Consider the following 11,611-nt stretch of genomic DNA (forward strand, 5'->3'; position numbering starts at 1 on the left):
GTAAGAATTCCGGGAACCGGAATGCAGGTGCACAATCAGCCCATCGACGGGACTTGTAGCAGCGCGATTTCAACTATCCCTTAGGAAAATCGCTTGAATTGCCGGTTGCGAACGAAGGAATGATTAACCATCGAGACCCACACGCAGACATGCCGGCAACGGCAAGGTCTATTCGGTTGCAGCCGGATCCGACACTGGCGCCGGAGCTACGACGTTGACAGGCTTGACTGTCTTCTTCTGTTGACCGGAAGCGTTTGCCTTGACGTCTTCCTTGGAGAGATAGTCGAGCTGCTCCAGCATGACCTGGTCGATATAGTCCCCGCCGAGATGCTGGTTGATGTCCTTCTTGATCATCTCCCGGAAGGCATTCGGATCGAAGGATTTCATGTTCGAGATGTCGACCATCTTGTTGCCGACGAGCAGTGTGAAGAGTTCGTCGGTGGTCATTTCGGTCAGAGGCAAGGACACGTTCTTCACCGCGTCCTTGTTCATCATGAAAGACACCTTGCCGAGGAAGTAACCGGTGACCGCACCATCGGCAATGATCGGCACGGTGATCGTCTCGCCCTTTACAAGCTCGAGCTGGCTTTGCTTGGAATCATCAGGAGCCGGCGCAGGGGCCGTGGCCATGTGCACCGAGAAATAGACCGATGCCAGCGTGATCGCGCAAACCCAGACGCCTGTCAGAACGAGCTTAATCATCAAGCGTCACGTGCCACGAATTGCTCTTGGGAATAGGTGCCGTCGGCATCCGCATCCTGAACCGCATTCTTGAGGAGATCGGCAACCGTGCGGACCGCCTCAAGATGAGCTTCGACGCGCCGTGCGTTCAGTACCAGCTTCTTCTTCAGCCCGTGCAGCTGATCGAGATGCGTCTCCGCCAGTTCCTTCGGATCGGTGTCGCGGAAGAGCATCGAGAGTTCATAGAGGCAGCGGCTCTTGTGCGCGTTCGACACCTTGAGATCGAACTGCGGATCGTTGCCGATACGCGTGTTCTCATTGTCGATGATCATCTCCAGGCGTCCAAGAACCGATTTGATACGGTATTCGTTCGAGATTATTTCCATTTTTGTCCTCGATTCTCTCAGGCGTCATTGGCGGACTTGTTGTCCGCAGTTGTTGTACCGAAGGTCTTGCGCTGGAACTCGTCGATCATACTCATCGCCATGTTGCGATCGTCCTGATCGGTCGAAGCGTTGGCGACCTTGCCTTCCTGCTTCTTCAGCGCGTCCTGATAGAGCTGCTTGGCAATGCCGATGCCGTCGCCCTTTGAAATCTCGTTGCCGAGCTGTTCGGCCATCATGCCCTTCCAGATATCACCGGTGGCACCCTTGCCGTACACTTCTTCACTGTCGCTCGGCAGCATGTTCTTGATGAAGTTCTGCAGCACCATCGCCTCGAATTTGCGATAGGTTTCCGGCACCTCTTCCGTCTTGGTGGTGCGATTCTTGCCGTCGCTCAAACCGGTCTTGCCGACGGCGCGGTCGAGAATATCGACGGCCGACGTGAAGCCTTTGCCGGCTTCGGCGAGACTGTTGGCGGCAAAAGCGGCCTGGTTTGCCTTCAGTTTGTCCTGCGCCGCCTGAACCTCGAGTGGGTCGGCAGCCTTGACAACATCCAGGACCAGATCACTCGGAGGTGAAATAGCCAAGTCACAATCCTCTTGCTTTAAGATTGTGACGATTATGGTTTTTGAAGCTTGCTGGAGGCTGGCGTACCGAACTTTTGATCGATGAGATCATAGACCGCGTTGTCGTCGGCTTCGCGGCGCTCCGACTCCAAGGCCTCGCGCATGCCGTCTTCCAGCCTGTCGCCCCTGGCGCGCTCCTGAACAACGCGCATTTCGTGAATCTGCTGCATGCCGGTCAGCTGCTTGTCCTTGATCCCGAGCCGGTTGAAGCGATCCGCGTAGCCCTGAGAGAAGGCGTGGTGGACCGGATCCATAGAACCAAGCGCCAGGATGACGCTGTCCATCTGGTCGTTAACTTCTGCGCGCTGGCGGCTGGTTTCGGCAAGATCGAATTCGGCCATCTGCTCCAGATGACGTTGAACGGCCACGAGGCGCTTCAATTTCTGGGAGCGTGTCTTGTCCGCCATGCCGCTACCTGCCGATAAAGACGCTAGCGAAGGACTGGCCGAACTGGCTCACCAGTGCCGCCACGGAGAAATAGAAAAGGAACAGGCCGCCGAGAAGCAGGTACGGGGTCGATATGAAGTACACCGGAATCTGCGGCGCGAGCTTATTGATGAAGCCGATGGCGATGTTGAACATCAGGCCGTAGATCAGGAAGGGGCTTGAGAGCCGCAGCATGATCATGAAGGTCGACGACAGCGTGTCGGTGAACGAGATCAGCGTGCTGCGCATCTGCAGGATGCCTCCGAAGGGCATCGACGTGTAGGAATCCACCAACGCTCGGAACACGATGTGATGAAAGTCCATCATGAACAGGATCATCATGCCGGCGAAGGTGATGAAGCCTGAAAGGCTGCTTTCGGGGGTATCTTCGAAGATGTCGCCGGCGCTCGGCTGCGTGTATCCCACCATCATGGCGATGACACTCGCGGCGAACTGCAGGCCGAGCGTGTAGACCCGAGCGAGCATGCCGTACATCACACCGATCAACGATTCGCTGAAGATGTAACCGATATAGGTGGCGTTCGATGTATGAACGATCGGATAGACCGTATCCCACAGGACCGGAAGGATCGCCAGCGACAGGGCAGCACCGATGAAGACCCGCAATTGCGGCGGCACCCGCGCCGAGGAAAAGCCGGGCATCGCCAGGACGCAGCCGCCGATCCTGCAGAAGATCAGGAACAACGCCAGCACGGTCCCTTGCGGGTCAGTTATCATGAAATAGAGCCCAGAATCTTTATCTCGATGCCCTTGGCGAGCTCTACATGCGAGAGGACCGGGAGCGTTGCGAACAAGCGTTCGATGATCATGCGCACATAGGAGCGGGTTTCCGGCGAAGTGACAAGGGCGAACGGCAGACCGCGATCCATGAATTCACGGATAACTTTCGTTGCCTGCTCGCTGAACTCCTCGAGCATGCGCGGGTCGATGTCGAATTCGATGATCTCGCCCTTGTTGTCGCGCTTCAGAGCCTGATGGAAGGCAAGATCCCACTTGCTGCCGAGTCGCAACACCCGCAGGACGCCGTTGTCGGCAAGATCGCCACACAGCTGCTGTGCCATCCGAACGCGAACGTGTTCGACAATCTGCTCGGTCTTGCGGACATGGGGCGCCAGTTCGGCGACGGCTTCCAGGATGAGATGCAGGTTGCGAATTGATACGCGCTCGGCAAGGAGCAGCTTCAATACGGCTTGCAGACCGGAGTAAGACATATGCGACGAGCAGATCTCGTCCGCCAGCTTCTTGTATTCCGGATCGAGCCTGTCGATCAGCACCTTCACGTCCTTGTAGGAGAGAAGCGCCGGCAGATTGTTGCGGATGACTTCGCTCATATGCGTCAGCACGACGGAAACGTTGTCGATCGGCTGGAAACCTTCGCGCTTCAAGTCTTCGGAAAAAGCCTCAAGGATGGAAACGGCGGGCATGCCGAAGGCCGGCTCTCGAATCTCGTCGCCGGGAATGCTCGGTTTGCGGCCAGAGCCGGTGACAACAAGAACTTCGCCGACGCGCAGCATGTTCGACGCGACCGTCGTGCCGTGGATTCGGATCTGATAGGACTTCTCGGCGATGGCGATGTCGTCGGTCACCTTGATTTCGGGAACGACAAAGCCGTACTGCGTCGCGAACTTCTTGCGCATCTTTCCGACACGGAAGGCAAGCTCCTGATGGGCGCCGAGCAGCCGGGTCGACACCATCTTGCCGAGCGCGAGTTCGATCTCCGAGGTGCGCAGCACCGACTTGACGGAGTCCTTTTCGAGTTCCTTGTTCTGGACGACCTTCTTCTCTTCCTGCTCGCGTCGAGCCTTGTTCTCAGCCTCGACCTGGCGAGGAATGAACCAGGCACCGAAGGCCAAAAGACCGGCAAGGAACATGAAGGGGACGAATGGCAGACCCGGCATGAGGCCGAGGATTGCCATCAGCACGGCGGACACCGAAAGCGCGCGCGGATAGTTGCTGAGCTGATTGACGACCGCCTGCTCGGTGGAACCGACCGTGCCGCCGCGCGAAACGAGAAGGCCGGCGGCGAGCGAAACGATGAGCGCCGGCATCTGCGAGACGAGGCCGTCGCCGACCGAGAGCTTGACGAAAACGTCGGCGGCCTCGCCAATCGGCATCCCGTGACGGAAATAGCCGATGATGATGCCGCCGAAAATGTTGATGCAGGTAATCAGAAGACCGGCAATCGCGTCACCGCGAACGAACTTGGACGCACCGTCCATCGCACCGAAGAAGGAGCTTTCCTCTTCGAGTTCCTTACGCCGGCGCTGGGCTTCCTTCTCGTCGATGATGCCGGCAGAAAGATCGGCGTCGATCGACATCTGCTTGCCGGGGATCGCATCGAGGGTGAAGCGCGCGCCGACTTCCGCAATACGCGTCGCACCCTTGGTAATGACGATGAAGTTGATGGTGATCAGGATCAGAAAGACGATCAGACCGATCACGAAGTCGCCGGACATGACGAGGCTTGCAAACCCTGCGATGACGCCGCCGGCGGCATCATGGCCCTCGTTGCCGTGCGAAAGGATGACGCGGGTCGTCGCGATGTTGAGCGCCAAGCGCGTCATGGTCGCGATCAGGAGGATGGTCGGGAACGACGAGAAATCGAGCGGCTTCTGGATCCACAGCGCCACCATCAGGATCAGCACCGAGAAGGCGATCGAGAACGCCAGGCCCATGTCGATCAGGAATGGCGGGATCGGCAGGAAAAGCACGCAGATGATAACGATGATGCCCATGGCAAAACCGATATCACGTACGCTAAGTCCGGCTTTCGGAAGGGGAAGTGCGGGAGGTTGCGCCATTTCGATTCCGTCTCTTCATGAGAGGTGCGGGCATGATGCCCACCAATTCGGAACGAGAACTAAATGGCGAAGCTTGCGCGAAGGTGGCTCAGAAGCCAGACTGGATGCGCGAAAACACCAGATTGGTGAAAATCGAAATCTGCGATCCGACAAACGGCGCAGAGATGCCGATGGTCACGAGGACGGCCACGATCTTCGGAACGAAGGTGAGCGTTGCTTCCTGAACCTGCGTCAGCGCTTGGAAAAGCGCGATGATCAGACCGACCACCATGGCCGCCGCGACCGCCGGGCCGGCGGACACGAGAACGGTCCAGATCGCTGCCTGGAAGAGGTCAAGTGCATCAGCTTCATTCATTTTCAGGCAACCTCATATCGCCTTGCGGTTCGTCCGACTGGGCCGAACCGCTCTGTCATTTCACCTAGCTCGACGACGAAGTATCTGTCGTCGTCGGCGCCTTGTCGGACAGGGTGATTCCCGCCTGAACGAGGATATTACCGCCATCGGTCGTCGTCGCAATGATGCCGTCGGAATAAACCTTTACCGAGGCGACCGTGCCCTTCACGCTGCCGTCCGCGCTGGTCATGTATTTGCCGATGTAGCTGCCTGCCTGGGTCAGGCTCGAGCTTGCCAGCAACGTGTCCAGCTTGCTGTTCGTCTGGATCGTCTGCTCGACCTGCGAAAAGCTTGCCAGCTGCGACATCTGCTCGCTCGCATCCACCGGATCCGTCGGATCCTGGTTTTTCATCTGCGCGATGAGAAGCTGCAGGAAGTTGTCGTAGTTGAGCGTTGCCTTTTGCTGTGCGCTCGAGTTGCTCGACGACGAAGAATTGTTGACGTTTGATACGCCGTCTACCGCCATGGCGCGATCTCCTTGCGAATCTGCTCGACCATCGTCGGGTGCATTTCCTGGTTGTTGAGAATGCTGTCTTCGATCGAATAGAGGCCGCGGATCGCCTTCAACGCGTCAAAGGCGCGTCCGGTGGAAACCAGACCGTCAATGCGCTTCAGTTCGGCGAGGACTTCCTCGTTCTTGAAGCAGGTCAGCAACATCGTGATCGACTTGCGGAACATCGCCGTCGACTGATCCTTGCCTTCCGGATTGATGAGGATCATCTGCGCGATGAAGTAGAGCTGACGCAGAGGCGTCGTCGCGTCTTCCGGCTGGAGAACGTGGTTTTCAAGAAGGAACGTTACATCGTTCAGGAATTCCAACGCGACCTTGCGATCGACGCGCAAAACCGCACCGTTAATGAAGATCTTTTCCCCGGCTTTTAGCGAGATACGAAGTGTGCTTTTCATTTTAGTCCATCCCTGATGATGGTGGTAACGTCGATAATGCCTTGGTAGTTTGTCGACTGCCGGCGCCTGATCCGATCGCACTCTTTCAAGATCCAGATCGCGATGGAGATGAGGTTCGCCCGCAGCTGGATTTCAAGCTGGTTGTCCGGATGCTTGAGATCCTCGATAAAGCTCACCCAAACACGCCGGGTGTAGAACAATGCATCAATGGCTTCCCGGCTGTATTTCTCTTTGTCCCGTGCAATCGACAGCAGCTCGATGGACCGGTCGAGAACTTGACGCTCCCGCTCCTTCGCATCGGCCACCGAGTCCTCCATGATCTCGGAGTAAGAGAACTGATACATTCATGCATCCTTCTTTGTCTTTCATACCCTTGATCATCAAAGGTAGTTCACGAGACTCAACTGCTGGATTTTCGAGACAATGGTGTAGGCGGTCTCCAGCTGCGTCTGGAGCGTGTTGACCAGCGTCGATGCTTCCGAGGTATCCACGCCCTGGAGATCGACGAGCTTGTTCTGGATGATGCTGGACTGGGCATCGAGGGCATCGTTAGCCTTCTCGACGCGCTCCTGCGAAAGGCCGAGCTGGCTCGCCTGCGTCACGATGCCAGTCGTTGCCTGTGCCGCATAGCCAATCGCCTTCGACGTGACCGTGCTTAGTGCGTCAGCGCTTACATTCTGGCTTGCCAACGCCGATACTGTGATCGAGGCCAGCGCGAAGTAGCGCATGCCGTCCGAGTTGGAGTTGGTCGACGACGTCACGACTTCCGAGTTGCTGATACGGCTCGTCATGTTCTGGTTCGAGGCAGCCGACCAATCGCTCCAAGCAGGCGGCGTCACGTAGGCCGCTGGCGCCACCGGCGTCGGTGCACCGGGCGGCGGGAACGCGATCGGCGTCGAGGTGCCGTTGAAGGTGTCCTGCGAGAACATCGGCTCGACAAAGTTGGTGATGAAGGTGCCCATTTCGGCGCCCGTCAGAGAGCTGACCGGCTTGCCGAGGCCGCTTGCATAAGCCTCCAGGTTGGTCTGAATAGCGGTCGTCGCGGCGGTCTGCTGATTGGTGAGCGGCTGGACATCGGTGTTGATACCCGAGAACAGATACTCGCCGTTGAGCATCGAATTGCCGGTATCCATCAGCTGCGACAGCGCGTCACCGGCAGATTGCATTGCCACCGTGATGCTTGTCTTGTCCTGGCTGCCCTGAAGCGCGGTCAGCTTGGAGACCAGCGCATCGCCGGCCTTCTTCATGCTGTCGAGGCCGAGCTGCGATGCTTCCAACCGCGCTGAGACGACGGAATTGCTGCCCTTGAGAGCCTTGATACGGCTGACTTCGGCCGTGAAATTCACGCTTTTCGCCGCGCCCGAACCAAGCGAGGCACCAATGTCGGCGTAAACGCCGGTCGTTGCTTCGAGAGAAGCGCTAACCAATTGCTTCTGCGACTGGCGGATCGTCAATCGCATTGCGTTCTGAATGGCTGAGCTAGAAATAAATGAACTTTTCATGGCTTAACTCGCTATATCCAGCAATGACTTCATCATTTCGTCGACAGCGTTGAGGATCTTCGTAGCCGCCTTGTAGGACTGCTCGATATCGAGAAGCAGCGTCAGCTCTTCGTCGAGGTTAACGCCAGTCTCGTTGGAATACGCTTCCGTCGAACGCGAGAGCGCCGCGGAGGTGTTCTCGGAGGCCGTCGTTGCATCGCTTCGGTACTGCTCAAGCCAACCGATCGAGTTCGAGGCGTAGTCCATGATGTTGACGTTGGACGACAGCCCGGCGGTGGCCGAGAAGGTCTGCGCGGTGCCCATCTCCGTGTAGAGCGCGTCGAGATTGTCCGAGAAGCCGCTGCTGCCCGTTGTGTTCAGATTGGTGAGGCCCGAGATCGAGCCGTCACGCAACTTCATCGGGTCGCCGCCCTGGTTGGTGATGACGGCGGCGTTCACGGTGATCGTGCCGGCAATGCCGTCGATCACGCCAGGCGCAGTCGGGGTACCGCCCGGCGCTCCAACCGCTGTCTTCCAGACAAACAGGCCGGGCTGCGTGGTAGTGGGGGTGCCGCCGGTTTCCGAGAACATGGTGACGAGCGACTTCGCGATCTCATCGAGCTGCGACTGGAAGGTAGGAGCGATATCATCACGCACCTGCAGCAGCGCTTGCAGGCTTCCCTGAGCCGTGCTCGTCGAGCCCTTGCCGCTGCCGAGCAGCACGCCGTCGATGTAGACGCCGTTGCCCTTCGTTTGAGCGGTATAGGTGTTCTGGGCGACAAACGTGACTGTGCGCGGGATCGTATCGAAGACGACGGTGCCGTCGGTTGTGTAGAGCGCCATATCGCCGTTGTCGCGGTCGACCGCGTTAACGCCGACGATCGAAGAGATCTGCTTGAGCAGCTTGTCCCGCTCGTCCAGGGCATCGGCTGGATTGCCGCCGGTCGCAGTGGCGCTCTTGACGGCGTCGTTCGCCGTCTTGAATTGCGCAAGCAGCGTGTTGAGAGTCGAGACCTGCGTCGCGATTTCCTTGTCGGCGCCCTGACGAACGGCCTGGACGGATTTCGTTGCGTCGTTCAGCGAATTGGCAACGTCTTGGGCTGCTGTAACTGCGCTCTGCGCGGCAATCGTGCTGCTCGGCGACGTGCGGAAAGCCTGCAGCTTTTCGCGGAACGTCGCCAAGTAGTTGGCTGGCGACGTCTCGTAATCGTTGCCGCCCATGATCGATTTCAGGTCGGTCAGCCCGCCCAGCAACGTCTGCTGGCCACTGTCCTGCGCACTCGCCTTCAGCCACTGACGCATCAGCGCGTCTTCCTGCGCGCGGCTGATCTTCACAACCTGCGCGCCACCCAGCGAGGTGGTGATCATCGCCTGCCGGCGCACGTAGTCGCTGTTGCTGGAGTTCGAGATATTGTTCGATACGACACTGCTTTGAGTGCCGGTATTGTTGAATATGTTCTGCGCCGTATTCAGTGCGGAAGTGAGCGACATGGCTTATCCGTACCCTACTTATCTCTTGAGGTTGACGAGGACGTCCATGATGTCGGACCCCGTCTGGAACACCTTGGAATTGGCGGTGTAGCTGCGCTGCGATTCGATCATTTCGGTCAGTTCGCCGGCGAGGTCGACGTTCGAGCTCTCCAGCGCACCCGCTTGGATCGAGCCGAAACCGTTCGTCTGCGGGAAGCCGGTAACCGTCACGCCCGACTGGCCGTTGGCGCTATAAACGTTGCCGCTCATCAGCGTCATGTTGTCCGGGCTGGCGACAGTCGCCAGCGGAACGCGGTAGAGCGGCTTAGACGTGCCGTCCGCGTACTTGGCATATACCGTGCCGTCCTTGTCGATCGTCACGTCCTTGACAGGGCTTGCAGCCTGGCCGTTCGGCGTACCGCTACCCGCGAATTCCGAAGCAAGCTGCGTGAAGCCGCTCACGTCCATCGCGATGGAGCCACCCGTTACCGGGTCGGTGAGCGTCATCGCGCCGGCGGAAGCCATCTTGCCGTTCGCGTCGAAGGTCAACGTCGTCGTACCAACCGCGGCCGACGAATAGGGGAACGATGACGTACCGCCCGTCGCCGCGTCGTCGTGCCGGTAGACTGCGACCTGCCAGGTGCCGGACGTTGCTGCAACCGGCGGCGGACCTGGGGAAGCTGGCGTCCCGGCCGCGGTCTTGGTGAAGTAGAAATCGTACTGCACGGTGTTGCCGAGCTTGTCGTAACCGACCATCGACATCTGCTTCGTGTCGGCGGTGATTGGCGCAGTGTTCGAGCTCGGCAGGTTGCCGGTCGCAACGTTCGCGTTCGAATTGAGGTTTCCGGAGAACGTACCCGTCGTCGAGGCGATCGCCGTCAGACCGGACTGGTTGACGTTGATCGGTACAAGGCCCGAGAAGCCGTTGACGACGACCGAGGGAGCGCCCGAATTGTAGGAGTAGCCCATCAGCTTGAAGCCGGCGGAATTGACCAGGTTACCTTCGGGATCCTTGGTGAAATCGCCGGCGCGAGTCAGGACCGGAACGCCGTCCGGGCTCTGAGCGATGAAGAAACCGTCACCAGAGATCGCGAGATCGTAGCTAGAGGTCGTGTAGGAGATATCGCCCTGCTCAGACACGGACTGGCGAACGGATGTCTGGACGCCACCCGAATTGTAGTTACCCGAGGTCGAGGGTAGAACCAGCGACGAGAAGGCGGTCGAAACGGCCTTGTAGCCCGTCGTGTTTGCGTTCGCGATGTTGTCGGCGACGGTGCTGAGGCGGTTTGCCTGGGCGTTCATGCCGGACACGGCCGTCTTCATGCTGCCAAAAATGCTCATCTGAAAACCTCGATTCCCTTAGTAGGCTTGAAAGTATTTGGTGGGCCTTGCGTGAAGCTGTCTGGAGCTGAACGATCGTCGGGAGAATGCAGCGACAATGCTCAGGCAACACGGCCCGTTCTAAAAAATCAGTTCCAATCAATGCAGTAGCCAAGAAAGCGCTTCGAATCGACCGGATCGAAGCCGAGCTTCTTCCGGAGCTTCTTGCGCAGCTTGGAAATATGACTTTCGACGACGTTCTCTTCGACTTCGTCGTCGAATATTCCGTAGATCGCGTTGAAGATCTGAGTCTTGGTGACGCGACGACCGCGATTTGCGATCAAATATTCGAGGATGCGGCGCTCGCGACGGGGAAGCGCAAAGACTTCGCCGTGAATTTCCGGATCGCGGCCATCGGAGAACACGCGGATTGCGCCGATGTCCGTGTGGCTGGAAATCGCTTTCAGTCGACGTCGAATGGCGGCGGCTCGGGCCAGGATCTCCCGGGGATGCACCGGCTTGCGCACGACGTCGTCGACGCCACAATCAAAAAGTGCAAGCGTGTTTTCCAAGGATGGCTGGTCGCTGACAGCGATAACCGGCGCCATCGTCCGATCGCGAATCGCGCGCGGCAGCTCGAAAGTCTGCTGCCCCTGGCCGATCAGGAACGCCTCGACAGCCGCGATATCAGAATCCGCCGCCGTCTGAACCCATTCGCCGAATTCATTTGGATCAAACCCTGTGGAGGGAATGCCTTCCCGCCCAAAAAGTGAAGTGTAACCATCTTTCACGAGCTCACGCTCATCAACCACTACGATCATTCGTCCGCCTCCGAATCACTTGTGGTACCTCGATGCTCTATGGGTACGAATCGCGCGATTCTGGGACAAGCTGTAGGAACTAATCGACGGGAATTAATAGTTGATTAAGAATTGAGGCGCGATTTGATCTAGATGTAGTAGCAGACCGAAATTATGCACACAAAAATTTCGTGGAAAAGTTAACAAGGTCTAAAATGTGACTTGCCTTGCCACATTGAGACAGATTCTCGCCACAATATGACACATTTCTGCTTTGTTCTGTTTTCTGCTCGCTTTGATTG

General features: G+C 58.0%; 14 protein-coding genes. All 14 read right to left on the reverse strand.

Annotation, left to right across the window (positions count from 1 at the left end):
* Positions 1–168 precede the first annotated feature (168 nt).
* Positions 169–702 (reverse strand): hypothetical protein, encoded by a 534-nt coding sequence (locus tag FHT76_RS12400; RefSeq protein ID WP_183752636.1) that lies wholly within the window; start codon positions 700–702, stop codon positions 169–171.
* Entirely contained in the window at positions 702–1,067 is a 366-nt protein-coding gene (locus tag FHT76_RS12405) for a hypothetical protein (protein WP_183752638.1), read from the reverse strand. The genes FHT76_RS12400 and FHT76_RS12405 overlap by 1 nt, the downstream gene beginning before the upstream one ends.
* Positions 1,068–1,084: 17 nt before the next feature.
* Positions 1,085–1,651 carry a rod-binding protein gene (locus FHT76_RS12410; protein WP_016552788.1) on the reverse strand — a complete coding sequence of 189 codons (567 nt, stop codon included), beginning with the start codon at positions 1,649–1,651 and terminating at the stop codon, positions 1,085–1,087.
* Positions 1,652–1,683: 32 nt separating this feature from the next.
* On the reverse strand, positions 1,684–2,097 hold the full coding sequence (locus tag FHT76_RS12415) for a hypothetical protein (protein WP_259126525.1): 414 nt from the start codon (positions 2,095–2,097) through the stop codon (positions 1,684–1,686).
* A gap of 4 nt (positions 2,098–2,101) precedes the next feature.
* Positions 2,102–2,854: a flagellar biosynthetic protein FliR gene (gene fliR, locus FHT76_RS12420; RefSeq protein WP_183860190.1), complete on the reverse strand. Its 753-nt coding sequence runs from the start codon at positions 2,852–2,854 to the stop codon at positions 2,102–2,104.
* Positions 2,851–4,938 (reverse strand): flagellar biosynthesis protein FlhA, encoded by a 2,088-nt coding sequence (gene flhA, locus FHT76_RS12425; protein WP_183752644.1) that lies wholly within the window; start codon positions 4,936–4,938, stop codon positions 2,851–2,853. Before flhA ends, fliR begins: the two co-directional genes overlap by 4 nt.
* Before the next feature lie 88 nt (positions 4,939–5,026).
* The gene (gene fliQ / locus FHT76_RS12430; protein ID WP_016552783.1) at positions 5,027–5,293 is read right to left on the reverse strand and encodes a flagellar biosynthesis protein FliQ; all 267 of its coding nucleotides are present in this window, start codon (positions 5,291–5,293) and stop codon (positions 5,027–5,029) included.
* A 64-nt stretch (positions 5,294–5,357) separates the two neighbouring features.
* Positions 5,358–5,798: a flagellar hook assembly protein FlgD gene (gene flgD, locus FHT76_RS12435; protein WP_183752646.1), complete on the reverse strand. Its 441-nt coding sequence runs from the start codon at positions 5,796–5,798 to the stop codon at positions 5,358–5,360.
* Complete coding sequence (flbT, locus tag FHT76_RS12440) at positions 5,789–6,238, reverse strand: flagellar biosynthesis repressor FlbT (protein ID WP_016552781.1); 450 nt, start codon at positions 6,236–6,238, stop codon at positions 5,789–5,791. Before flbT ends, flgD begins: the two co-directional genes overlap by 10 nt.
* Positions 6,235–6,582 carry a flagellar biosynthesis regulator FlaF gene (gene flaF, locus FHT76_RS12445; protein WP_007530128.1) on the reverse strand — a complete coding sequence of 116 codons (348 nt, stop codon included), beginning with the start codon at positions 6,580–6,582 and terminating at the stop codon, positions 6,235–6,237. The genes flbT and flaF overlap by 4 nt, the downstream gene beginning before the upstream one ends.
* Before the next feature lie 36 nt (positions 6,583–6,618).
* Entirely contained in the window at positions 6,619–7,740 is a 1,122-nt protein-coding gene (locus FHT76_RS12450; RefSeq protein WP_016552780.1) for a flagellar hook-associated family protein, read from the reverse strand.
* Between the two features lie 3 nt (positions 7,741–7,743).
* Positions 7,744–9,210 (reverse strand): flagellar hook-associated protein FlgK, encoded by a 1,467-nt coding sequence (flgK, locus tag FHT76_RS12455; RefSeq protein ID WP_183752648.1) that lies wholly within the window; start codon positions 9,208–9,210, stop codon positions 7,744–7,746.
* 18 nt (positions 9,211–9,228) lie between these two features.
* Entirely contained in the window at positions 9,229–10,530 is a 1,302-nt protein-coding gene (locus FHT76_RS12460) for a flagellar hook protein FlgE (protein ID WP_183752650.1), read from the reverse strand.
* A 128-nt stretch (positions 10,531–10,658) separates the two neighbouring features.
* Positions 10,659–11,330 carry a transcriptional activator Rem gene (rem, locus tag FHT76_RS12465; RefSeq protein WP_016552777.1) on the reverse strand — a complete coding sequence of 224 codons (672 nt, stop codon included), beginning with the start codon at positions 11,328–11,330 and terminating at the stop codon, positions 10,659–10,661.
* Positions 11,331–11,611 lie beyond the last annotated feature (281 nt).

The organism is Rhizobium sp. BK176 (assembly GCF_024808055.1).